General features: G+C 61.0%; 20 protein-coding genes. 11 read left to right on the top strand and 9 right to left on the bottom strand.

The features are described 5' to 3' along the window. Positions 1-325 precede the first annotated feature (325 nt). Entirely contained in the window at positions 326-1,459 is a 1,134-nt protein-coding gene (gene odc2, locus EX00_RS11280; RefSeq protein ID WP_007700859.1) for an ornithine/lysine decarboxylase, read from the top strand. Between the two features lie 96 nt (positions 1,460-1,555). Further along, complete coding sequence (locus tag EX00_RS11275; RefSeq protein ID WP_047457104.1) at positions 1,556-2,146, top strand: GNAT family N-acetyltransferase; 591 nt, start codon at positions 1,556-1,558, stop codon at positions 2,144-2,146. Positions 2,147-2,199: 53 nt separating this feature from the next. Here the strand turns inward: EX00_RS11275 and EX00_RS11270 are convergent, their stop codons facing one another. The 6 genes from EX00_RS11270 to EX00_RS11245 all read right to left on the bottom strand — a co-directional run bounded on the left by EX00_RS11270 (position 2,200) and on the right by EX00_RS11245 (position 9,329). Then, on the bottom strand, positions 2,200-3,585 hold the full coding sequence (locus EX00_RS11270) for a cytochrome-c peroxidase (RefSeq protein WP_047457102.1): 1,386 nt from the start codon (positions 3,583-3,585) through the stop codon (positions 2,200-2,202). 20 nt (positions 3,586-3,605) lie between these two features. Further along, a complete protein-coding gene (locus tag EX00_RS11265; RefSeq protein ID WP_047457100.1) occupies positions 3,606-5,234 on the bottom strand; it encodes a phospholipase C in 1,629 nt (542 codons plus the stop codon). A gap of 242 nt (positions 5,235-5,476) precedes the next feature. Next, entirely contained in the window at positions 5,477-6,292 is an 816-nt protein-coding gene (cysE, locus tag EX00_RS11260) for a serine O-acetyltransferase (RefSeq protein ID WP_047457098.1), read from the bottom strand. A 16-nt stretch (positions 6,293-6,308) separates the two neighbouring features. Next, positions 6,309-7,298: a WD40 repeat domain-containing protein gene (locus EX00_RS11255; protein WP_047457095.1), complete on the bottom strand. Its 990-nt coding sequence runs from the start codon at positions 7,296-7,298 to the stop codon at positions 6,309-6,311. Continuing rightward, on the bottom strand, positions 7,298-8,398 hold the full coding sequence (locus tag EX00_RS11250; RefSeq protein ID WP_047457093.1) for a CobW family GTP-binding protein: 1,101 nt from the start codon (positions 8,396-8,398) through the stop codon (positions 7,298-7,300). The genes EX00_RS11255 and EX00_RS11250 overlap by 1 nt, the downstream gene beginning before the upstream one ends. A 139-nt stretch (positions 8,399-8,537) precedes the next feature. Further along, on the bottom strand, positions 8,538-9,329 hold the full coding sequence (locus tag EX00_RS11245) for a creatininase family protein (RefSeq protein ID WP_047457091.1): 792 nt from the start codon (positions 9,327-9,329) through the stop codon (positions 8,538-8,540). 86 nt (positions 9,330-9,415) lie between these two features. Between EX00_RS11245 and EX00_RS11240 the strand changes: the two genes are divergently transcribed. From EX00_RS11240 to EX00_RS11230, 3 genes are all read left to right on the top strand, one after another. Beyond that, a complete protein-coding gene (locus EX00_RS11240; RefSeq protein WP_047457089.1) occupies positions 9,416-9,928 on the top strand; it encodes a MarR family winged helix-turn-helix transcriptional regulator in 513 nt (170 codons plus the stop codon). A gap of 119 nt (positions 9,929-10,047) precedes the next feature. Beyond that, positions 10,048-11,070, top strand: a complete 1,023-nt coding sequence (locus EX00_RS11235; RefSeq protein WP_047457088.1) for a LacI family DNA-binding transcriptional regulator — start codon at positions 10,048-10,050, stop codon at positions 11,068-11,070. 31 nt (positions 11,071-11,101) lie between these two features. Beyond that, positions 11,102-12,070 (top strand): 2-hydroxyacid dehydrogenase, encoded by a 969-nt coding sequence (locus tag EX00_RS11230; RefSeq protein ID WP_047457086.1) that lies wholly within the window; start codon positions 11,102-11,104, stop codon positions 12,068-12,070. Here EX00_RS11230 and EX00_RS11225 read toward each other — a convergent pair. After that, positions 12,054-12,860 carry a gamma-glutamyl-gamma-aminobutyrate hydrolase family protein gene (locus EX00_RS11225; RefSeq protein WP_052210703.1) on the bottom strand — a complete coding sequence of 269 codons (807 nt, stop codon included), beginning with the start codon at positions 12,858-12,860 and terminating at the stop codon, positions 12,054-12,056. The two genes, EX00_RS11230 and EX00_RS11225, sit on opposite strands and share 17 nt — an antisense overlap. 296 nt (positions 12,861-13,156) lie before the next feature. Here EX00_RS11225 and EX00_RS11220 point away from each other — a divergent pair, with 296 nt between their 5' ends. The 6 genes from EX00_RS11220 (at position 13,157) to EX00_RS11195 (ending at position 20,299) form a co-directional block, all read left to right on the top strand. Beyond that, a complete protein-coding gene (locus EX00_RS11220; protein ID WP_047457084.1) occupies positions 13,157-14,263 on the top strand; it encodes a TRAP transporter substrate-binding protein in 1,107 nt (368 codons plus the stop codon). Between the two features lie 230 nt (positions 14,264-14,493). Next, the gene (locus tag EX00_RS11215) at positions 14,494-16,797 is read left to right on the top strand and encodes a putative bifunctional diguanylate cyclase/phosphodiesterase (RefSeq protein ID WP_047457083.1); all 2,304 of its coding nucleotides are present in this window, start codon (positions 14,494-14,496) and stop codon (positions 16,795-16,797) included. Positions 16,798-16,997: 200 nt separating this feature from the next. Next, complete coding sequence (locus EX00_RS11210; RefSeq protein WP_007700907.1) at positions 16,998-17,222, top strand: aa3-type cytochrome c oxidase subunit IV; 225 nt, start codon at positions 16,998-17,000, stop codon at positions 17,220-17,222. Positions 17,223-17,331: 109 nt separating this feature from the next. Then, a complete protein-coding gene (locus EX00_RS11205; RefSeq protein WP_047457081.1) occupies positions 17,332-18,495 on the top strand; it encodes a Re/Si-specific NAD(P)(+) transhydrogenase subunit alpha in 1,164 nt (387 codons plus the stop codon). Beyond that, a complete protein-coding gene (locus EX00_RS11200) occupies positions 18,496-18,894 on the top strand; it encodes an NAD(P) transhydrogenase subunit alpha part 2 (protein ID WP_047457079.1) in 399 nt (132 codons plus the stop codon). Positions 18,895-18,904: 10 nt separating this feature from the next. Continuing rightward, complete coding sequence (locus EX00_RS11195; protein ID WP_047457719.1) at positions 18,905-20,299, top strand: NAD(P)(+) transhydrogenase (Re/Si-specific) subunit beta; 1,395 nt, start codon at positions 18,905-18,907, stop codon at positions 20,297-20,299. 112 nt (positions 20,300-20,411) lie between these two features. Here EX00_RS11195 and EX00_RS11190 read toward each other — a convergent pair whose 3' ends face one another. Both EX00_RS11190 and EX00_RS11185 read right to left on the bottom strand, forming a co-directional pair. Beyond that, entirely contained in the window at positions 20,412-22,073 is a 1,662-nt protein-coding gene (locus EX00_RS11190; protein WP_047457077.1) for a sensor histidine kinase, read from the bottom strand. A gap of 243 nt (positions 22,074-22,316) precedes the next feature. Beyond that, positions 22,317-23,399: an NAD(P)/FAD-dependent oxidoreductase gene (locus EX00_RS11185; protein WP_047457075.1), complete on the bottom strand. Its 1,083-nt coding sequence runs from the start codon at positions 23,397-23,399 to the stop codon at positions 22,317-22,319. Between the last annotated feature and the right edge of the window lie 45 nt (positions 23,400-23,444).

The raw sequence follows: 23,444 nt of genomic DNA, 5'->3' as shown, positions 1-23,444 counted from the left end.
CTCCAGTCGCTATTTCGGCCAACCGAAAAATGCGAGGACATCTGAAGCAACGACGGTGCGGGCCTTTTTGTTCTCTCCCGGCTTTCCATCAGCCGGGGTTACTGAAGAGGCACACCTTCATTGCCGGAAGTGCGGTTGGGATATTCCCTCCAATCCATGGCAGACAAAGCCGAATTAGCGCTGCTTTCGTAGCACTGGTTCATCATCTGCGCTTCGCGCGTTTGCACGGTTCCGGGGTCTCCACCGGCTGGTACCTAGCGAATGAGCGTCGCCCTTTGTCCTCTGGGTCTTTCCCGGAGCTATTGGAATTGAGAAGGGAATTGACATGACCACGCAACGTATCCGCGACTTTCTCGCTACCCGACGTCCTGACGGTCCCTGCCTTGTGGTTGACCTCGACGTCGTCCGCGACAATTTCCGTGCCTTCCGTCACGCCATGCCGGACAGCGCCATCTATTATGCCGTCAAGGCCAACCCGGCTCCGGAAGTGCTGCGCCTGCTCGCAAGCCTCGGCTCCAACTTCGATTGCGCGTCTGTCGCTGAAATCGAAATGGCGCTCGACGCCGGTGCGACTGCCGCCCGCATTTCCTTCGGCAACACGATCAAGAAGGAGCGCGATGTCGCCCGTGCACATGCACTCGGCATCAGCCTCTTCGCTGTCGATAGCCACGAGGAAGTCGAGAAGATTTCCCGTGCCGCTCCCGGCGCTCGCGTGTTCTGCCGCGTCCTGACGGATGGCGAAGGCGCCGAATGGCCGCTGTCGCGCAAGTTCGGCTGCGTCCCGCAGATGGCCGTCGACGTTCTCGTCTACGCTCATCAGCTCGGTCTGGAATCCTACGGCGTGTCTTTCCACGTCGGCTCGCAGATGACCAAGGTCGATGCCTGGGATGCTGCTCTGGCCGATGCCAAGCGCGTCTTCGTCTCACTGGCCAAGCAGGGCATCCACCTGCAGATGGTCAACATGGGCGGCGGTTTCCCGACCAAGTATCTGCGCGACGTTCCGTCCGCTGAAGCCTATGGCAAGGCGATCTTTGCGTCTCTGCGCGCCCATTTCGGCAACCAGATCCCGCACACGATCATCGAGCCGGGCCGTGGCATGGTCGGCAATGCCGGTGTGATCAAGGCTGAAGTCGTCCTGATTTCCAAGAAGTCGGACAATGACGATGCGCGCTGGGTCTTCCTCGACATCGGCAAGTTCGGCGGCCTCGCCGAGACCATGGACGAGGCGATCCGTTACCCGATCCGCACCGAGCGTGACGGCGACGAGATGGAACCCTGCATCATCGCCGGCCCGACCTGCGATTCGGCCGACGTGCTATATGAAAAGAACCTCTATCCGCTACCGGTGACGCTCACCATTGGCGATGAGGTCCTGATCGAAGGCACCGGTGCCTATACGACGACCTATTCGGCTGTAGCCTTTAACGGGTTCGACCCGCTGAAGTCCTACATCATCTAAGGTCCGACTTCGCCGACCCCGTAATCAGTCGGGGCGGCACCTTCACAATGATTTGTCACCACCGCTGATAACGGTATTGGGCAACGGGAGGCCGAGATGGCCGCTGTTCTTGATTCTGTACGCGCATTCTTTGCGCCGTCTACCTTCACGCTCGACCTGGAAAACGCAGGCGATGTCGTTGCTCGCGAAAATCTGCTCGATCAGGCCATGGGCGCTGATCGTCGCAAGAAGTCGTCCGAAAAGATCCGCCGCGGCCGCGTTCCGGCCGAGGGTCTGGCGCTGGTCGCCCGCGATCGCACCGGCCATGTCATCGGCACGGTTCGCCTGTGGAGCGTCGAAGCCGGCGTCGATCGCGAAACCCGTCCGGTCGAGGCACTGCTCCTCGGTCCGCTGGCTGTCGATGCCGCCCATGAAGGCAAGGGTATCGGCTCGGCGCTGATGCGCGCTGCTATTCTTGAAGCCAAGAAGCGCGGCCATGGCGCTATCCTGCTCGTCGGCGATGCGGCTTACTACGAGCGTTTCGGCTTCTTTGCCGAAAAGGCCCGTCATCTCGTCATGCCGGGACCGTTCCAGCGCGAGCGTTTCCTGGGGCTCGAGCTGAAGGAAGGCTGGCTTGCTGGTGCTGCCGGCATGATCATCGCCAACGGCCGCAAACTGGCCCAGCTGCCGGTCGCAAAGGCCGCTTGAAGAGGGCCGCTTGAAGCTGATTTGCCTTCGCCCCGACGGGCGAGGGCATGATCTTACTTTGCCGCCTTTACCCCAGCCTTTGCCGGATCATATCCATCCGTCAGCGTCTTCAGAAACGTCACGATGTCGGCGATCTCCGTATCGTTCAGAGCCGGGGTGTCGCCGTACTTGCGGTTCATCGGCGCATCGATGACATCGATATTGGCCTGATATTGCGGCGATAAATCATTGAATTTCTGCACATTCCCGCTGGCATCCTTCGGGTAGATCTCCTCCGGATTGGTGTCGCGCTTGACGTAGAAGCGGGTGACGTCTTCCAGCGAGTGGTAGACGCCATTGTGGAAGAAGACGCTGCGGCTGGCGACATTGCGCAGCGTCGGCGTTTTGAACAGCCCGCAATTCTGGGGTTGGGCGGAATAGGTGTCGTTGCGCAGCGGGCCGCAGATGCCGGTGTCGTAATAATGCGGATCGGCATTGGCGGGAATATCGGGATTGCGCGGAGCGCCCAGCGCTTCGAATTCGAAATCTGTGAAGTTCGGCATCTGGCCGTCACCCAGCAACTTGTCGAGATGGCAGGAGGCGCAATTGCCCTTGTTGGCGTCGTCGAACAATTTCAACCCACGCTGTTCCGCGTCGGAGAGCGTCGCCTTGCCGCGCAGATAGTAGTCGTATTTGCTGGAATAGGGATGGAAGGAGGGCTCTTCGATCTGGTAGCGGGCAAGCGCGAAGCCGACTTCGGCAATCGCCATGTCCTGATCGTTGAGGACATTGTTGCCGAAAAGGGCGGCGATGTCCTTGCCATAGCCCTGTTTCAGCTTGGCATAAACGGTTGCCGCGTCGGCATTGGCCATTTCGAAGGGCGAGATCATCGGCTGCAAAGCCTGCTCTTCCAGCGAATCGACGCGGCCATCCCAGAACATGCCGCCTTGCGGCACAAGGTTTGCAGCCGCCGCATCGGCCTTGACGACCGCTTGCGCGGTCAGCGGTCCCGCAACCGTTGCCGGCGCGTTGGCGAGCGCAACACCGGAGGCTTCGGTCATGGGTGCTGCTTCGGCCGCCTCGTCGGCAGCGCTTTCCTCCCCGATCGAGAAGGACGGCGTCGACATCTTGTAGGCGAGGCTTGGCACGGTGCGGATGCCCGGCTGGTCGAGATGCGGGCCGCCGAGCTGCACGGGTAGGCCATTGGCCGGCGCATAGTGATTGTTCGGATCGTGACAGGTGGAACAGGACATCTGTCCGCCGCCCGACAGTGAGGGATCGTAGAACAGCTTCTTGCCGAGTTGGGCAACGGCGCTCAGTGGCACCGTATTCTCATAGGTATTCGTGGCCGAGGAAGCATCTGCGGCAGGTTGGTTCGCCATGCCGATGCTCGCCCCCGCGAGTGAGACGCCCGCGAGTGCAATGAGCGGCAGGAGACGGTGATTGGATTTCTGAGACATCGCCGTCTCCCTTCTCTCGCTTAGGATGCGCTGTTGCCGGTCTTCGGGTCGAGGATCAGCTTCGGCGTATCGCTCTTCGACCAGTCGAACATGGCGTTCAGCGAGCCGGAAAGGGCATCGAACGAGCCGGCGCCGAGGCGCGCGCCGCCCATCCAGTTGTCCTCGATGAAGCGCATAACGGAGGTCTGGTCGGTCAGCGTGTGGTCGACGAAGTTGGACTTGGCATAGGGCGAGATGACCAGCAGCGGCTGGCGCGTGCCATAGCCGCAACGACCCTGGGCGGGTTGGCCATTAAGGCCCGGCAGCGGCGTACCGGTCGAGCAACTATCGCCGCTGAGCACGTCATAGCCCTTGACGCCGAGCTTCGACGGATTGACGACCGCATGAGCGTGATCATACCAGCCGTCGGAATCGTCATAGAGGACGATGATGGCCGTATCTTTCCAGTCCGGCGAATTCTGCACGGTGTTGACGACTTGCGTCACGAACTCCTGCTCGTCAAGCGGATCGGAATAGCCGGCATGGCCGTCTTGATAGGCAGGCGCCTTCAGGAAGCTGACGGTCGGCATGCTGCCGTTCTTCAGCGCGGCGTAGAAGTCGGTTACGTCATACTGGTGATTGGCAGCGTCGGTGGTGCCGATCGCTGCGACCGAGGACGGGCGCGCATGCGTCGGATTGGCCGTCGAGGCATAATACTGGAACGGCTGGTGATGCGGGATGTAGTCGGTGCTATTGACCTGCGTGACGGTCGAGGTCGTGGCGCGCTTGCAGTTCGTCGTGCCGTCGGCATTGGTCTGGGTGAGATCGAAGCCGCCTTCGAAGAAGCCCCAGGTGATGTCGCGCGCGTTCAGCATGTCGCCGATATTCTTGCCGTACATCAGCGCGGTCTGGCCGACGGAACAGACGTCGCCGGTCGGGTCGAAGTCGCTGATGGCCGTCCAGCCGCCATTGCTGTCGGGCACGATGCGGCCCTTGGAATAGGTGCCGTCCTTTTCCAGCGTGTAGCCGGGCGGCAGGATGACGCCGTTGGTCTGGCCGGAGATCAGGTTCAGCGCGCCGGGGGTCGAAGGGCCGAAATTGGTGGAGAAGGAATTGTCGCTCAGCGCATAATGCTGGGCGTAATTCCACATGGCGGTGACGGTGTTGCCGTCATAATAGCCCATGACCTGGCCCTTGGTGCCGAATGCGCCGGCCGCACCCTTGGTAGCCTTGCCGGTGTTGGCGGGGAAAAGGTCCATGGCGAAATTGTTGTAGGCCGCCTGCTCGGCGGTGTAGCCGTGGTTCTGCGACTGCGTGGCCGCCTGGGTGCGGTCGAGGCGGAAGGGGGCCGCGGCATCGGCGCCGTTGGCCGCATTGGTCTTGTTCGGGTTGTTGTCGATAAGACCGGCATTGGCGAGCGTGTTGATGTCGGTCGGCGTGTTGTCGGCCGCCTTGAATTCCGGTTCGCCGGCGACGTTTGCGGCCTTGGGGTAGGTCGCGAAGTAATGGTCGAAGGAGACATTTTCCTGGAAGATGACGACTAGGTGCTTGATCGGGGTGGCGGTATTCGTCGACGCCGCCGTGTCAGCGGCGCCGGCGGTGGAACAGAGCGAAACAAGGGCAAGCGCGCTGCCGGCTGCAAGGGCGGCGCGACGCGAAAGACGGGTCATGGTGATATCCTCTCGAGGGGGTATTGCCCTGGCGCTTGGTTGCGCCGCGCCGGGGCAGAGGGAGCCATGCCGGGCTATCAAGCGTACATGACAGTTCCGTGACGGTGCGTCATCGGAGAGGCCGTCGCGGCTACGGAGGGTATAGCCAAGCGATTGATTTTGCTGGAATGAAAGAGGACATCATGCGCCGGTGAAGCATGGGGGCACGATGATGCTACCTTATGTCACGGGGCATCTGTCCGCTAGATATTCTGATCCATCGTTTCCGCCGGGATCTCGTCGGCGGGATGGATGCGGACGACCACGGCCGGGACACCAGCGACGGTGCAGTGGGGTGGCACAGCCTTGACGACGACGCTGCCCGCCGCCACCTTGCTGAAGGCGCCGACTTCGATATTGCCGAGGATCTTCGCGCCGGCGCCGATCATCACGCCATGGCGGATCTTCGGATGCCGGTCGCCGGTTTCCTTGCCTGTGCCGCCGAGGGTGACGTTCTGCAGGATCGAGACTTCATCCTCGATGACGGCGGTTTCGCCGATAACGATGCCGGAGCCGTGATCGAGCATGATGGACGAGCCGATCTGAGCCGCCGGATGGATATCCGGGCCGAAGACGAGCGAGGCGAGGTTGGACAGCCAGCTGGCGATCTCCGGCCGGCCCTCCATCCAAAGCGCATGGGCGATGCGATGGGTCTGCAGGGCGTGGAAGCCCTTGAGATTGAGCAGCGCATGCAGATAGGTGGTGCAGGCGGGATCGCGGGTCCGTACGGCGACAAGATCGGCCTCCGTCGCCGGCAGGATACCGGGGTGGCGCTTCAGCACATCCTGGAAGAGGGCGAAGAGGTCGCGGGTTTCTATCCCGGTAGTGGAGAGCCGGGCGACCAGAACATTGGCGAGGCTTTCGGCATCCGATTGCGTCGCGATGATCTGCGTTGCAAGCAGCGGCTTCAGCGTTGGTTCGCGGCCGGCTAGGTCGATGGCCTCATGGCGGATCACGTCCCAGACGCTGCCGGGTGTGGCAGTGGAATGTCCGGCAATTGCCGTACCTGTCTGGGACATGGTCGTGTCTTTCTCGTCAGGCGGAAATATCAACAACGCCGCAATCGCCGGCCTCGGAGGCAAAGGCGAGCAGCTTGCCGGATTTGCTCCAGCTCATCGAGGTGATCGCACCTTTGCCCGGACGGCGCAAGAGCGCCTCCTTGGCATCGCCGATGCGCACCGCCAGGATCATGCCGTCAATGAAGCCGATCGCCAGTATGTCTTCCACCGGGTGGAACTTGACACAGGTCGCCATGATGTTGGCGCGGGTGCCGAGTTCCTGCGGCGCCTTGCCCATCGGGCCGTCCTTGCTCTGGAAGGGCCAGACGATCGCCGCCGGGGCGCCGGACGAGGCGAGCCACTTGCCCTTGGCGGACCAGGAGAGCGACTTCACCTTGGCGGGATAGCCGGTCATGCGCATATGCCGGGCTTCGCCACCCGGCTTGCTGTCCAGCTTCCAGCCGTGCAGGGCGTTTTCCTGCATGGTAGTGACGACGAACTGGCCGTCCGGCGAGAAGGTGACGCCGGTATGGGCGCCCTTCCATTCCAGATTGACCGGTTGCGCGCTCATGCCGACCCAATGCAGCGAGACGCCATTATAGCGGGCGGCGGCGATGCGCAGGCCCTTGGGCGCGAAGGCGAGGCCCTCGACGGTGCGATCCTCGGTGAATTCCTTGGTCGAGCCATCGGCAAGCCGCACGAAGCTGCTTTTTCCATAGGCATAGGCGACCGCGCCTTGCGGGCCGGCGGCAAGCTGGGTGATCCATTTGCGCGGCGCTTCGGCAAGCACTGTCACAGCGCCATCGGCTGCGATCCGCAGGACCTTGCCGTCTTCGCCACCGGAAATGAGGCTGTCGCTATGGGGATCGCGGATACAGGTGAGCATGCCCTGGTGGGCTTCGCTCACCTTTTCCCCGCCTTCCAGCCGATGGATCGTGCCGGCGGCGCTGGCGAAGATGGGGGTATCCCCTAAAAATTCGACGGCCAGAACATGGCCGTCGATATCAAGCGGAGCGACAGTCGGCATCAGGCAGCCGCCTCGCAGGCCTTGAAGCTGTTTTCCAGCTTTTCGCGGTCGAGCTCGCGGCCGATGAAGACCAGACGGCTCTCATGCTTTTCGCCGTCTTTCCAGGGGCGCTGGTGGTCACCTTCTATGATCATGTGCACGCCCTGGACGACATAGCGCTCGGCGTCGCCCTTGAAGGCGATGATGCCCTTCAGGCGGAGAATCTTCGGGCCGTCGGTCTGGGTGACCTTCTGGATCCACGGGAAGAAGCGATCCGGGTTCATCTCGCCGCCGCGCAGCGAGACCGACTGCACCGTCACGTCATGGATCGGCGATGGGGCGTGATGATGGCCATGATCGTGATCATGGTGATGATGGTCGTGATCGTGCCCATGATGATGGTGATCATGGTCGTGATGGTCATGATCGCAATCCGGGCCGCAGACATGATCGTCATGGCTTTGATCGAGGAAGTGCGGATCGTTTTCCAGCGCGCGCTCGAGGTTGAAGGCACCCTGGTTCAGGACGCGGGCGAGATCGACGCCGGAGCGGGTGGTCTTGTAGACGCGAGCAGCCGGGTTGATGGCGCGAACGATGTCCTCGATCTGCGCCAGTTCTTCCGAAGACACCAGATCGGACTTGTTGATGACGACGACGTCGGCAAAGGCGATCTGGTCCTCGGCCTCGCGGCTGTCCTTCAGACGGAGCGGCAGGTGCTTGGCATCGACGAGCGCGACGACGGCATCGAGCTCGGTCTTGGCGCGGACGTCGTCATCCATGAAGAAGGTCTGGGCGACGGGAACCGGATCGGCAAGGCCGGTGGTCTCGATGATGATGCCGTCGAAACGGCCGGGGCGGCGCATCAGTCCCTCGACGACGCGGATCAGGTCGCCGCGCACGGTGCAGCAGACGCAGCCATTGTTCATCTCGTAGATTTCTTCGTCCGACTCGACGATCAGGTCGTTGTCGATGCCGATCTCGCCGAACTCATTGACGATGACGGCGTATTTCTTGCCGTGGTTTTCGGTAAGAATGCGGTTCAGCAGCGTCGTCTTGCCGGCACCGAGATAACCGGTGAGAACGGTGACGGGAATGGGCTTTTGCGTGGCTGTTTCGGTCATGGGAGCCTCGAAATATGGGATTTCCCCCAAGGGGGCGGAAAATGATCGGGTTCCATATAAGGAGTTGAAGGCGTCAGTTCAAAGGCTTTTGTATGTTATAAGATCACATTAGGTTTGAGACCTGCGGATCGATCGGGCTTTACCTCAGCGTTGTCACATCAAACGCATCGACATCTTGCAAAAGCTCCACCAGCCCTCGCACAGCATGGGCGATCAGCCGCTCGCCCTTTTCCGCCGTAGCGATGCCTGCGTTTCCCGCAACGCCTTTAGCGCTTAGATCCGACATTTTCCAGCCGAACGCATGCGGCCCATAGGCTCGCAAGTGCTTGAAGCGGTGCGTGTAGTCGGACTGGCGGGAGGGGAAATTCGCAGCCTTGGTCATGTCGACTTCTCCCGGATGCAGCGCCAGCATCACCGATGTCTCGATGTCACCGCCGTGGATGTCGATGGCCTTGGCTTCCGGCGCGATCAGGCCGTCCGGTACGCCGAAGCGCGTCCAGCTGGTCGCCACCGCCAACATGTTGAAGCGGACGCGCGCCTCGGTCGCGACGATGGTCATCAGGGGCGAGTTGCCGCCATGGGCGTTCAGCATGACGAATTTGCGGATGCCGAGACGGTGCATGTTTTCGGCCATACCGAGCCAGCGGCTGACGGTCTCATAGAAGCCGAGTGTTCTGGTGCCGGCGACATCCATGTGCTCGATGGAGTAGCCGACTGGCTCCACGGGGAGGAAAGTGACGGGTAAATCCGCCGGTAGGGCGGCCCTCAAACGCGAAACGATACCTTCGGCGATCAGCGTATCGGTGTCGAACGGCAGGTGGGGACCGTGTTGCTCATGGGCGCCAAGTGGCAGCACGGCGATCCAGTTTGCTCTCTCCGCAGGCGCCAGCGTCCTATCATTGTCATCGAAACGTGGCAAAGGCTGTGCCATCTGCGGGTGTGCCCCTTGTTTATGTCAATAAGCTAGGCAATGTCATAACGTGATGATGCAGTGGCGGAAAGAGCAACGGAATCACGATGGGTAAGAAGAACAAAGACGGCAAGAAAAGTAAGTCGGGTAAAAAGAAGGACCACGGCGAGTACACGCTCGCCGATCTGTCGCCGGCGTTGACGCAGGCGGCACGGTCGATGCGCACGGTTCTGACGCGCAACCTGACGGCTAGCGGCCTCTATGCGGGCCAGGATGGTGTCATCCTGGCGCTTGCGGCCAGCGACGGTCTGCCGGCGGGAACGCTGGCGCAAAAGCTCGGCGTCAAGGCGCCGACCATGACCCGCACCATAGGCCGCATGGAAGCACAGGGCTTCCTCGAGCGCCGGCCGGACGCCGAGGATGCGCGGTTGACCAAGGTCTATCTTACCGAGGCAGGCCGCAACAGCGTCAGCGAGATCGAAAGTTCGGCTGCTGCTTGCGACGAACTCGCCACGCGCGGTTTTTCGGAGAAGGACGTCCGTTCTCTGGTGCGCCTGCTGAAGGCGATCGAGGGCAACCTTCATATCGGCGACCATGACGAGGATGATGGGGAATTTTAAGAATCCCCGAGGATTCGAGTTGCACGGCGCGATTAAAGCTTTTAATTAAAGTTTTTAAATTCCGGAATCGTAAAACGACGGAATACATATTCGGCTGCGTTTCACGGGGAGGGGAGCGCATGGCGCAAAAGATAAAATTGTCTACCATTGCGGAATCGCTGGGCATTTCAACGGCAACCGTATCCCTGGCCTTACGCGACAGTCCGCTGGTGGCGGTCAATACGCGTGAGAAGATCAAGGATCAGGCGCGGGCGCTGGGTTATATCTACAATCGCCGCGCGGCCAGCCTCAGGACATCGCGATCCGGCATCATTGGCGTCGTTGTCCACGACATCATGAACCCGTTCTACGGCGAAATCCTCAAGGCGATCGAAAGCGAGCTCGATCGCAGCCGCCACACCTTCATTCTCTCCAACCACTACGATTCAGTCGAGAAGCAGCGAACCTTCGTCGAAACCCTGCTGCAGCTTGGCGGCGATGGCATCATCATGTCGCCGGCGATCGGCACACCGCCGGAGGATTTCGATCTGGCGGAGGAGAACGGCATGCCGGCCATCCTTGTCGCCCGTTCGATGGAGGGGCTGGATCTTCCGACCTTTCGCGGCGACGACAGCTACGGCATTTCGCTTGCCACCAATCACCTGATCAGCCTTGGCCACCGCACCATTGCGATGATCGGCGGCACGGACCAGACCTCGACCGGCCGTGATCGCTATCAAGGTTATGTCAACGCCCTGCGCAAGGCGGGCATCGAGGTCGATCCCGATCTGCGCATTCCCGGTGCTCGTTCCAAGCAGGGTGGTTTCGAGGCGGCGGTGCATCTCCTGTCATTGCCGCAGAAGCCGACGGCGGCCGTCTGCTGGAACGATCTGGTGGCGATAGGCCTGATGAACGGCATTTCCCGCGCCGGCCTTGTGCCGGGTAAGGATATTTCGGTCACCGGCTATGACGATCTTGAGGAGGCGTCGATCGCGACGCCAGCGCTGACGACGGTGTGGAACGGCCAGGCGGAAGTCGGAAGGCTTGCAGCACGCGCACTTTTGGATAGGCTGGCGGGCAGCCATGAGCCGGATGGTATTCATCTTATCAAGCCGGAAATGCGCATTCGCCAGTCGACATCTCCCTATCAGGCCCGCCAATAGCGCCGCACGACATCTTCAAGAGGAAAGATCCATGTCCGATAACCGCACCGCCATCCTCGTTCCGGGGAAGATACATCCGCGTGTCCTCGAAAGGCTTGGCGGCCATTTCGATGTCATCGCCGCCGATCGCAGCGAGACCCCCCAGGTCGATGCCGGGACCGCGGCGCGCGTGCGCGGTGTTGCCGTTGCCGGTGGTTTCAACGCGGCCTGGATCGACGCCTTTCCGAATATCGAGGTCATCGCCAATTTCGGTGTCGGCTATGACGGTATCGATGTCAATCATGCGGCCGCGAAGGGTATCGTCGTTACCAATACGCCTGATGTGCTGAACGACGAAGTGGCCGATACGGCGATTGCGCTGCTTTTGAACACGCTGCGCCTGTTTCCGCAGGCGGAAAGCTGGTTGCGGGAGGGACGCTGGGCGAACGAGGGGCCTTTCCCGCTTTCGCCTTTCTCATTGAAGGGGCGCCGCGTCGGCATTTATGGCCTCGGACGTATCGGTCAGGAGATCGCCAAGCGCCTGGAGCCGTTCAAGGTGAAGATCGGTTATCATACCCGTACGCCGCGCAAGGAGCTGGCCTATGAGTATTATCCGTCGCTGAAGGCGATGGCGGAGGCGGTGGATACGCTGATCAGTATCGTGCCGAAGACGCCGGAGACGCATAAGGTCATCGACGCTGAAATCCTGTCGGCGCTTGGGCCGCAGGGTGTGTTCATCAATGTCGGGCGCGGCTGGTCGGTGGATGACGACGCGCTGATCGCCGCCCTTGGAAACGGCACGCTCGGAGCAGCCGGCCTCGATGTCTTCTACGACGAGCCGAATGTTCCGTCCGGCTATCTTTCCTTGCCGAACGTTTCGCTGCTGCCGCATGTGGCATCAGCCTCGGTGCCAACGCGTAATGCGATGGCCGATCTCGTGGCGGACAACATCATCGAGTGGTTCGGCAAGGGGGCGGCGCTGACGCCGGTGCCGGAAACCCCGGTCAAGCCAAAGGGCTGATCAGAGTGCCGATTGGCGGCGAAGAGCCGCCAATCGGCCGCTCCTTGGCCGCCGCATAGTCGCGCACCGCGTCGCCGAAGGCGACAAACAGCTTGCGCGATGGAGAGTCCGTTTCGGCCCAATATTCCGGATGCCATTGCACGCCAACAGCGAAGGCCTTGGCGTCGATGACGGAAACGGCCTCGATCGTGCCGTCCTCGGCGATGGCTTCCACTTGCAGCCGTGGCGCCGTTTCCGCGATTGCCTGGCGATGCAGCGAATTGACGCGCACTTCGCCGGGGCCGACGACGTCGGCAATGCAGGAACCTTCCTTGACGAAAACGCTCTGGCGGATCGAATACATGGTGTCGCGGTCGACATTCTGCGGCTTGCGGTGATCCCAGATCCCCGGCTGTTCCTGGATTTCGCTGGCAAGCGTGCCGCCGAGCGCGACGTTCAGCTCCTGGATGCCGCGGCAGATGGCGAGCATGGGAATGGCGCGCTCGATGGCGCGGCGGATGAGCGGCAAGGATGTGGCGTCGCGGGCCGGATCGAAGGGGCCGTCGCTCTCGTCGACTTGCTTGCCGTAGAGCGAAGGATGCACGTTGGTGGCGGAGCCGGACACCAGCAGCCCGTCGACGCGATCGAGAATGGCGTCGACATCGTTGCCGTCCTCCATGGCCGGAACGATCAGCGCCATGAGGCCGGAGGCCTTGACGGCGGCGCGGACATATTGCTGCTGCACCGCATGCCAGGTCGCGCCATCGAGTTCGCGGATATCGGCGGGAATGGCGATGATCGGCCTGGACATTCAAGGCTCCGGAAACATGCAAAACTGTCGGGCCTGGTCGAGACCCAGAGTGAATATGGTGTCGATGCCGCGATGGGCCAACTTGTCGGCAAATCTACGCGAAGAGCAGGCGTTCGGCAACGCGGGACGGCTGTGGCTGGGCTTTGTTTCCGTTTGTCATGACGATGTACAGGAATCGCCATAATGCAGTGCAAAAGCAAACTTGAAAGACAATACGCGGCATGGTTAAGCTCCAACGCTAGCGCCATGATCGGGAGACTGTATTTCCCGCAATGTTATCCGTGTGAGAGGTTATAATGGATCGCCGTTCGTTCATCAGACGGGCCGGAGCAGTTGGCGCGGGCGCAGCCGCCTCAGCGCTTGCCAGTCCCGCCATCGCCCAGGAATATCCGAAGATCACCTGGCGGATGACGTCGTCCTTCCCGAAAAGTCTGGATACGATCTATGGCGGCGCGGAGGATATCGCGCAGCATGTTTCGGACGCGACCAACGGCAATTTCGTCATTCAAACCTATGAGGCCGGAGCGATCGTTCCCGGCGCGCAGGCGGCTGATGCGGTGAGCGCCGGCACGGTCGAGGCCGCGCATACCTGTTCCTACTATTTCTGGAACAAGGACCCGACCTACGCCATCGGTACGGCATTGCCTTTCGGGCTCAATGCTCGGCTCACCAATGCCTGGTTCTATCAGGGCGACGGCAATAAGCTGATGAACGAGTTCTATGCCACGCAGGGCATCCTTGGCCTGCCCGCTGGCAATACCGGTGTGCAGATGGGCGGATGGTTCCGTAAGGAAATCAATACGCTGGATGATCTCAAGGGCCTGAAGATGCGCATCGCCGGCCTCGCTGGCAAGGTGATCGAGAAGATCGGCGTCGTGCCGCAGCAGGACATCCCCGTCAGCGACATCTATGCCGCGCTCGACAAAGGCACGCTCGACGCCGTCGAGTGGGTCGGCCCCTATGACGACCTGAAACTCGGCTTCCAGAAGATCGCCAAATATTACTACTATCCCGGCTGGTGGGAAGGCGGCGCCGTCGTGCACGCCTTTTTCAATCTGGAAAAGTGGAACGGGCTGCCGAAGAACTACCAGGCCATCCTCGCGGATGCCTGCGCCTTTGCCAATACCAACATGCTGGCGAAATATGACGTGAAAAATCCGCAGGCCCTGAAGGATATCGTCCAGCAAGGCGTGACGCTGCGCCCCTTCAGCCAGGAAATTCTCGAAGCCTGCTTCCAGGCGGCCACGGGCATTTATGCCGACCTTTCGAAATCGAATGATTATTTCAAACGGATCTATGAGGATCAGGTTGCTTACAAGAAGGATGCCTATCTCTGGATGCAGCTTTCCGAGTACACTTTCGATACTTTCATGATGATCCAGCAACGGGCGGGCAAGATTTAACCGAGGATGCTTTGCTGATTTCCATTTTCTATTTTAGCGTTTCGTAAGCAAGGAACTATAATCAAAGTAGAGCACGGCTCCATCGACTGCACGAATATGGTGCAAAATATAACTCAAAATCAATGTAAATTGTCGGCATACTTAGAATATCTATCCAGATGGATACTATTTGCGCAATCAAATTTTAAAACGTTCCAACTAGAGTTCGCGCCGCATCAGGGGAACTCTGAATGAAACTTCAAAACCCGAACACCGTGCCGACGGATGTTTATCTGTCGTTCGTCGGTTCGCTTTTCGGAAACCGTAGCACATTGCTTACGGGTGTCTTGGTTCATATCCTCAGCTATATCATTGTCTTCCTGAGCACGGGCGCCGGCATCTATCTTGGTTTCTGCCTTGTCCTAGCCATCATCTTCGCTCTCCGCATCCATTCGTTCCGGCAGTTCGACACGGTCGATAAAAGCACCCTTTCGCGCGCTGATATCGCGCGTTGGGAAACCCGCTATGTGGTCGGCGCGACGGCGACGACGCTGATCCTCGGCGTTGCCAGCGGCTATGCCATCCTGATCGTCCAGAATCCGCTGGCGGAATTCATCTGCATCGCGGTAACCATGGGATCAATGGTATCGATCCTCGGCCGCAACTACGGCTCGCGGAAGGCTATCGACCTGCAGACCACGGCGTGTTGCCTGCCGATCATCATCGCCTGCCTGATGTCGGGGCAGCTTTACATGGCAATCGTTTCCATCATGCTGGTGCCCTTCGGGCTGACAACGCGCTCGATGGCCAACGGCCTGCGTGAGTTCCTCTACAAGAACGTCATTGCGTCGCGCGAGATATCGCTGATCGCCGATCGGTTCGATACGGCGCTCAACAATATGACACATGGCCTGTTCATGCTGGATGCCGACAACCGCATCCTAGTGGTCAATCGAAAGGCTTGCGAGCTCCTGAACCTGACGAATCCCGAGCAGCTCAGGGATTGCGATTTCGATGTCGTGTTGCGCTATGGCGTGCGTCATGCCTCCATTGACGGGTCTTTTCCGGGCCTGATCCAACAGCAGATGGTGCGGCTCATCGACGGTTCGTTGGCGCGCACGTTGATCGAGCTCGGCGAAGACCTGTTTCTGGAATTTTCAGCAAGCCGTCGCGCCGATGGCGCCGTCATCCTGATTTTCGAGGATGTAACGGCGCGCGTTCGAGCAGAGCGGAAGATCCTGCATATGGTGCGCTTCGATCCGCTGACGGGCTTGCCGAACCGTGAATACTTCGCCGAATTGACGAAGGAGAAGCTGGCCGCGCGTGTCGGTGACGGCCGGATCGGCTTTCTGGTTCTCGATGTCGATGATTTCAAGCATGTCAATGATTTCAAGGGGCATGTGACCGGCGACCGGCTGCTGGTCGCCATCGCCGCGCGGTTGAGGGACACGGCGGGCGATAGGGCGCTTTGCGCACGACTGGTCGGGGATCAGTTCGTGCTGTTCTTTCCGAACGATGACGGCGTCCAGGATCTCGATGGACGCATAGCCGCGTTGCATGCCGCGATGGCAGGCACTTACGAGGTCGATGATCATAGCCTTCGTATCTCTTTCAGTGGCGGCTATGTGACCATGTCGAGCTCAGAATTCCGTCCGGAGGAATGGCCGATCAAAGCCGATCTGGCGCTGTTCGACACCAAGTTGCGGACGAAGGGCGGTTGCTCCGCTTTCGAAGAGGAAATGGATGCTCGCTACATCGAGCGGCAAAAGCTGAAGACTGATCTGCGCGAGGCGGTCGAGGCCGGCAAGCTGCATGCGGTCTATCAGCCGATGTTCACGCCGGATGGCCGCCGTATCGATTGCTGCGAAGCGCTGGCGCGTTGGGTTCATCCGGAAAAAGGGCCGGTCCCGCCCAACGTTTTCGTACAGATCGCCGAGGAGATGGGAATCGTTTCCGGCATCACCCGCTTCATGCTCAATCGGGCCTGCCGGGATTGTGCCGGCTGGCCCCGGTCTCTCTCGGTCTCGGTCAATCTCTCGGCGCAGGATTTGCGCAGCAATGACATCGTCGCTGTGGTTACGGAAGCGCTGGAGGCATCGGGGCTGGAACCGTCACGCCTGCATCTGGAGGTAACCGAAAGCTGCCTCATGGATGAGATTGCCACCGTGCGCTCCATTCTCGCCGATCTCCGGGCCAAGGGCATCACCATTGCCATCGATGATTTCGGGACCGGGTTTTCCAGTCTCAGCTACCTCGACTCACTGCCGGTGGATATCGTCAAGATCGATCGCTCCTTCGTGCACGATATCACCGGAGACAGCCGTCGTTTCAAGCTCCTGTGCGGCATTGCCGACCTCTCACGGGCTCTGGGTCTGGAAATCGTTGTCGAAGGCGTCGAGACACCGGAACAGTTGGCGCTCATCAACGAGCGCGGCTTGGCCGATGTGATCCAGGGCTACGTCTTTTCGATGCCGGTGTCGCCGGCGCGGGTTAGCGAGATGATAGACAGTCTCGATCGCAATCGGTCGGCCTTGCGCCAGGATATCCCGGCCTAAGACGAGACGGCGGTGGAACGAGGAGATTGAACCTCTGCGACGTTCTCGTGCATTGCATTTTTTCTCGCTTTGTGTAACGCCTCGGTAGAGGAAATCTGGCTGCGGTGCCCTATTGGGAGATGCCGCAGCTTTCGAGGGCGAACTCCAGCCGGCAGCTGTTGCAAGGTCTGTCGGGGAGCGGATTGAGGGGAGACTTTTGCATGGCCGAACATCATACCGGACCGATCGAAACCGGTGCTCCGATGGACTACAAGGAGCACGAGAAAACCTATAACGGGTTTCTTTTGGTCGCCAGGGTCGGATCGGCGATCATCGCCGCGCTGTTGATTGCGATGACGGCGGGTTTCTTCGGTCATGCTGGCCTGTTCGGCGGGTTTCTCATTTTCGTGGTTCTTTCAATCGTTGGCGCCTTTCTCGCGCGCTGAACGACGCAGGGCCGTCCGGCCCGCGCCTTCCCTGAGATTCTGGCCTGATTTCGCAGGCTGTTGCGCTGCTGTCTTCAGCGGGGCTGTCGTTTGATGCGAGGTGGTGTCGTTGGGCAATCTGGTTTTCGTCGCCAAGGAGACCGTGGGGGATGAGACGCGTGTCGCGGCATCCGTCGAAACGGTGAAGAAGATGAGAGGCCTCGGCTTCGATGTCGTGGTGGAAGCGGGCGCCGGCACCTTGTCGCGCATTCCGGATCATGAATACGAGGCTATCGGCGCGCGCATCGGCGCGATCAAGGATGCCAAGCGGGCTGATGTCATTCTCAAGGTGCGGCGGCCGACGCGCAAGGAGATCGCCGGCTACAAAAGCGGCGCCATCGTTGTCGCCATCATGGATCCCTATGGCAATGAGGCAGCACTGGTCGAGATGGCCAAGGCAGGGCTGACGAGCTTTGCCATGGAGCTGATGCCGCGCATCACCCGCGCGCAGTCGATGGACGTCTTGTCGTCGCAGGCCAATCTTGCCGGCTATCAGGCCGTTATCGAGGCGGCCGCAGTCTATGACAGAGCGCTGCCGATGATGATGACGGCGGCGGGAACGGTGCCGGCAGCAAAGGTTTTCGTGATGGGGGCGGGCGTTGCCGGCTTGCAGGCGATTGCGACGGCGCGACGGCTCGGCGCGCAGGTGTCGGCGACGGATGTTCGTCCGGCCGCCAAGGAGCAGGTCGCCTCGCTCGGCGCGAAATTCATTGCCGTCGAGGATGAAGAGTTCAAGGCGGCGGAAACGGCCGGCGGTTACGCCAAGGAAATGTCGCGGGATTATCAGGCCAAGCAGGCCGCACTCGTGGCCGAGCATATCTCCAAGCAGGATATCGTCATCACGACGGCTCTGATCCCCGGCCGCCCGGCGCCGCGGCTCGTCAGCCGCGAGATGCTGAAGGCGATGCGGCCCGGTGCCGTTGCCGTCGATCTCGCCGTCGAGCGCGGCGGCAATATCGAGGGCGCGGAATTCGGTGAAGTGGCCGATGTCGAAGGCGTCAAGGTGGTCGGCTATGCCAATATGGCCGGTCGCGTTGCGGCGAGCGCCTCGGCTCTCTACGCCAAGAACCTCGTCACTTTCCTGGAGACGATGGTCGACAGGGATACCAAGAGCCTCGGGCTGAACCGCGCCGACGAACTGATCAAGGCGACGATGCTGACCGATGGCGGCGAAGTCGTGCATCCGAATTTTGTCGACCCGGATCAGCCGACCGTCAACAAGGGAGATGTCTAAATGGCCAGCCAGGCAATAGATCAAGCGCTCCAACAACTGGATAACGCCGTGACTGCGGTGAGGACCGCCGCCGCGCAGGCCCCGGAGACCGTCAGTGCCGCATCCGGCGGCGCAATCGATCCCTTCGTTTTCCAGCTTGCGATCTTCGTGCTTGCGATCTTCGTCGGTTATTACGTCGTTTGGTCGGTGACGCCGGCCTTGCATACGCCGCTGATGGCGGTGACGAACGCGATCTCCTCAGTCATCGTCGTCGGCGCGCTTCTGGCGGTCGGCATTTCCGCGAGTGGGCTTGCGACGGGCTTCGGCTTCGTGGCGCTGGTACTCGTCTCGGTCAATATCGTCGGCGGCTTCCTTGTCACCCAGCGCATGCTGGCGATGTACAAGAAGAAAGACAAGTGAGAGCGGCATGCTGAGCAATATCGCGGCCTTCCTCTATCTCGTCTCCGGCGTGCTGTTCATTCTGGCGCTGCGCGGCCTGTCGCATCCGGCCACTAGCCGCCGTGGCAATCTCTACGGCATGGTCGGCATGGGTATCGCCATCGCGACGACGCTGGTACTGGCGACGCCGTCCTTCGGCGGCCTGGTGCTGATCGTTCTGGGTCTGGCCATCGGCGGCGGGGCAGGGGCCTATATCGCCCGTGTTATCCCGATGACCTCGATGCCGCAGCTCGTTGCCGGCTTCCATTCGCTGGTCGGCCTGGCGGCGGTGCTGGTCGCGGCTTCGGCACTCTATACGCCGTCCTCTTTCGGCATAGGCAATATCGGCTCGATCCACACCGAGGCGCGCATCGAAATGGCGATCGGCGTCGCCATCGGCGCGCTGACTTTCACCGGCTCGATCATCGCCTTCCTGAAGCTCGATGGGCGCATGTCCGGCAAGCCGATCCTGCTGCCCTATCGTCATCTTATCAATGCGGCGCTGCTGGCGCTGATCCTGTTCTTCATGGTGGGCTTGGCGATCAGCGAGAGCCATTTCGATTTCTGGGCGATCGTCGTGCTGGCGCTGGCGCTCGGCGTGCTTCTGATCGTGCCGATCGGCGGCGCCGACATGCCGGTCGTCGTATCGATGCTGAACTCCTATTCCGGCTGGGCGGCGGCGGGCATCGGCTTTACGCTCGGCAATCTGGCGCTGATCATTACCGGCGCTCTGGTCGGCTCCTCCGGCGCGATCCTGTCCTACATCATGTGCAAGGGCATGAACCGCTCCTTCGTCTCCGTCATTCTGGGCGGCTTCGGCGGTGAGGCTTCTACCGGCGGTACTGATAACAGCGACAAGACGGTCAAGCTCGGCTCGGCCGAGGATGCGGCCTATCTGATGGTGAATGCCTCAAAGGTCATCATCGTGCCGGGTTACGGCATGGCGGTCGCCCAGGCCCAGCATGCGCTGCGCGAGATGGCCGATCGCCTGAAGGCGCATGGCGTCGACGTGAAATATGCCATCCATCCGGTTGCCGGCCGCATGCCCGGCCATATGAACGTACTGCTTGCCGAGGCCAATGTTCCCTATGACGAGGTGTTTGAGCTCGAGGACATCAATTCGGAACTCGCCCAGGCCGATGTCGCCTATGTCATCGGCGCCAACGACGTCACCAATCCGGCGGCGCGCGACGACAAGACCTCGCCAATCTATGGCATGCCGATCCTCGATGTCGACAAGGCCAAGACCTGCCTCTTCGTCAAGCGCTCCCTCGGCTCCGGCTATGCCGGCATCGACAACACGCTGTTCTACAAGGATGGCACCATGATGCTGCTGGGCGACGCCAAGAAGGTGACGGACGATATCGTCAAGGCGATGAACGAGTAGAAAGGCGCCTGCCTTCTCCGACGTAAGGGGGAAGGTGTGCTGGCTTTGACACGAATTTCCGGAGACTGTCGCGTCCGCCGACGATACGGAGGTCCACGTCGTAGGCCGAGCCTCACGTCCGCTCGCGTTCCCGCTCCATGGTGCTCCGCAAGGCATTCAGCACCCAGACGAGGCCCGTTGGCCGGAAGTCGATCTCGACGTGACCGCCAAAGGCCGCCGCCGCATGGGCCTTGGTGACGGTGGTGCCGAAGCCGGTGAGAGTTGGCTTCTTGACGCGCGGACCGCCGCTTTCCGTCCAGGTGAGCTGGATCATCGGTCCGATATCGCCGTCGACATTCGTCCATTCGATGGCGATCTTGCCCTCGGGCGCGGAAAGCGCCCCGTACTTCACCGAATTCGTCGCCAGCTCATGCAGGACCAGTCCGAGATTTTGCACGGCTTCCGGCTTCAGCACAAAATCCAGACCGTTGATGTCGAGCTGTTGTGGCGCCTGCAGGAAAGTGGCGAGATGAATGTCGATCACCCGCCGCAGCGATACGCCCGACCATTGTTCGCTGGTCAGCACCTCGATCGAACGTGCAAGCCCCTCCAGCCGGTCGGCGACGGCGCGTTGAAAGGTGTCGACGCTGTCGGTTTGCCGGGCGAGCTGGCGGGTCATCGCCTGGGCGAGCGCCAAAAGGTTCTTGGTACGATGGACGAGCTCGTGCATGACAAAATGCAGCCGGTCCTCCGTCTCGCTGCGATCGAAGGAGGCGTTGGACAGCGCGATGGCCACCTGATTGGCCTCGATGACGCTGGTTTCGACCGGCGAAACGATCTCGCCGCGGCCCATGCGTTCGGCCATGTCGGCGATGCTGCGTATCGTGGTGCGCACCTGGCGTGCCAAGGCATAGACGGCAATCAGGGCAACCAAGAGCAGGGTGACACCGCCGTAAATCAGGAAACGCCAGGTGCTCATGAGCGAAGCCTGCGCGGAGGCGACGGGTCCCCACACGACGGCTTTCCAGGACCAGCCGGGGATTTGCGCATAGCCGAGCAATGAGTGCGGCAGGATCTTCTCGTCCTGATAGACGCCGCTCGAGGCGATCAGCTTCGGCAGGATGTCTTTGCTGAACGGGTCACCGGGAGAGTGATTGGCGGGACCGCTGGCAGCGATAATATGGCCGGAACTGTCAATGACCGCGGCGGACCAGCCAGGGGCGAGGGCATCCGTTGTGACGAGCTTGGCAAGTTCGTCGGCATCCTGCGTCATGGCCAGGGCGGCGCCGGCCGGCGAATGGTCGAGCGGCAAGGTGACATTATAGACCCAGCGACGGATGGCGGATCCAACGAAGACGTCGGAAGCCTCGATGCGTCTCGAGTTGAGCGCCGATTGCAGGGCGGCCATATTGCCGGTCTTGCCAAGCGGCGTGCTGAGCGGCCACCGCGTATTCAGCCGCATCTGGCCATCCTTGTCGAGCAGCAGGACGAACAGCGAATCGGTACGCAGCACCGTCTCCGTCCGGTAGAAGAAGGTGGCGATATCGTTGTGTTCCAGTTCCGGCGAGGAGGAGAGCAGCCGCAGGGTCGTTGCCATATCCTGCAATTGCCGGTCGATGGTGCGCGCCAACGCCTGTGCGTCCTGAACCGCATCGCGCTTCAACACGTCGCGCTCATTGTTTTCGAGCTGAACCAACAGCAGTGCCACGAAGGCCAGGATCGGCAAGGCAATCGCCAGTGCTATGGCGATCAGATAAGCTCCAATCGAAGCCCTCGGGAAATGCAGCTTTTTCATAACGCGATCAACCGATCGGACCACCATAGGGTTCGAGCGCGTTTGCGAAAGCGGAAATAGCGGTTTCAGTCATCATGCCGAGCGCCCCCATGCTTTTATCCGAGCAGCATGTTCTCGAAAGCGTCATGTTAGGGCCCGGTAAATTTTGTTGCAACATACGAAAAGTCACCGTCGCTAAATCGTAAGTGACGCCGGACGCTTCGGATGCATGCGGCATGGATTTGACGTCGACTATCGCACAGCTCATTCGCCCGCCTTCACAAATCGCGACAGGCGGAATGGAGTGAGCTGCGCGTCCGGATGGCCACTGACAATCTCTTCCGCGGCAAGCAGTCCGACGAGTGGCGCCAGCGTCACGCCTGAGTGCAAGACTGCGAGATAGAGACCCGGCGCGTCGTCGACACCGCCAATGATCGGGAAACCGTCCTTCGGGTTCGGGCGATAGCCGATCGTGTAAAAATCGAGTTCGAGCTGATCGCCGCCGCGCAGCATGGCTCTGACCTTGGCAAGAATCTCCTCGGCGGCCTTGCGCGGGTCGTCGCCGGGATCGCCGCCGCCGAAATCGCTGCCGGCGATGATCCGGCCTTCCTGCGTCTGGCGCATATGCAGTTCCGGCGCCATGACCAGGCCACTCAACAGCCGAGGGTGAGGGTGGGAATGCGCAATCAGGCCCGGCGGCGTTTCGAGCGGCACATCGATGCCGATGGCGGCGGCGAGCGGAAGAGTATCGGCGCCGGCGGCAAGGACGACATGATCGGCAAGCAGCGTGCCGTTCGTCGTTTCGACGCCCGCGATCCTGCCGCTCTCCTGCAAAAGCCCGGTGACCTCCGTGCCGTATGACAGCGTCGCGCCACGGCGAGCGGCGTCTTCCAGCAGGAGATTGGCGGCGGCGACGGGTTCGACGGCGCCTTCTTCTGCAACATGCACGGCAAAGGCGGGCGGATCGATGAGGTTGGGTTCGATGGCCGCACTCGTCGCGCGGTTGACCGGCTGTATGTCATAACCCCAGCCGTGATGCTGCGCGAGATAGGCTTCGAGCTCGGCCTCCGGCATGTCCCAGCGGAGCCCGCCGCACCAGGAGAGCGGCAGGCCGGGAATATCGGTCGCCAGCCGCGACCATTCCGCCATCGAGCGGCGGCGGAAGCGGTAGTAGAATTCGGGGCTGCCCCAGCTTGCATTGATCCAGGCAAAGGAATTTGGCGTGGCGTCGCCGCCGGCTTTCCTGGCAATCACGGTGACATCAGCGCCCTTGCGCTGGAGATGCCAGGCAATGGATGCGCCGATGATGCCGGCGCCGACCACGATGATTTTCTGGGGAGAGGGCATGTCGTGTCTCGTTCAAATTTGAGTTTAGCGCGAGACTATGCGCTC

It is taken from the genome of Martinezella rhizogenes (assembly GCF_000799715.1).
Taxonomy (GTDB): domain Bacteria; phylum Pseudomonadota; class Alphaproteobacteria; order Rhizobiales; family Rhizobiaceae; genus Rhizobium; species Rhizobium rhizogenes_C.
The sequence above is the reverse complement of the archived record's forward strand: the minus strand, read 5'-3'. Positions and strand labels throughout refer to the sequence as shown.